General features: G+C 38.6%; 2 pseudogenes. Both read right to left on the reverse strand.

The features are described from left to right. Window positions 1-242, reverse strand: a pseudogene (locus LG003_RS23130) (hypothetical protein); the annotation flags it as partial. Window positions 243-423: 181 nt separating this feature from the next. Then, window positions 424-705 (reverse strand): annotated as a pseudogene (locus LG003_RS23135) (hypothetical protein); the annotation flags it as partial.

The raw sequence follows: 705 nt of genomic DNA on the forward strand, positions 1-705 counted from the left end.
TTTGTCATAAATAATATGGAAGCCGTACTGGCAGTGCCAAATCCCCGGCCGCCCCGGGCTGAATTTCGATTATCCATTCCCGTTACACCATTGGTTTTGATGTCACAAAAGGCATACTGAATATCGAATAAACTGCGAATATACAACCGCGGTTCATTTGCATTAGCACCTCGCATTACTATCACACCTAAACCTGACATAATAATCACGCCTAATAATAGCAATAACCATTTTAATCTCATTTTATCCTCACATTCCGGGTAACCCGGTGATAAACGGAATACCATCCAACTTTAATATTAACCCAATCCACAATCCCAGTATCTCTTTACAATCAAAAAATGCTGAACTGATATCACCGATTTTTATTGCATTTCCCATCAAGAGAAAATATCGGGTCAAATAACCCGATATTGCTACTCATTAAATTACCTGAACAAAACGACCGTTAATTAATGAAAAGATTGGCGCGACGGTAGCCAAAACTGTTTCTCCATCTTCCTCGTCAACGTAATAGTAAGATATTGGGGAACTTTCTGGATCTGATTTATTCACCAATCTGACCATTCTGCCCTGATTCATTATTTTAACGGTATAGTCATCCCAATTGATTGGTTTCATTTTGAAACCTTTTTCGTTGATATCACTGTAAGCAGATTGATCAGCAAAAATACTTTCTTCACTTTCATCAGTGGCCCAAGCCCA

Origin of the sequence: Photorhabdus kleinii, assembly GCF_025384885.1 — a bacterium.
Classification (GTDB): Bacteria; Pseudomonadota; Gammaproteobacteria; order Enterobacterales; family Enterobacteriaceae; genus Photorhabdus; species Photorhabdus kayaii.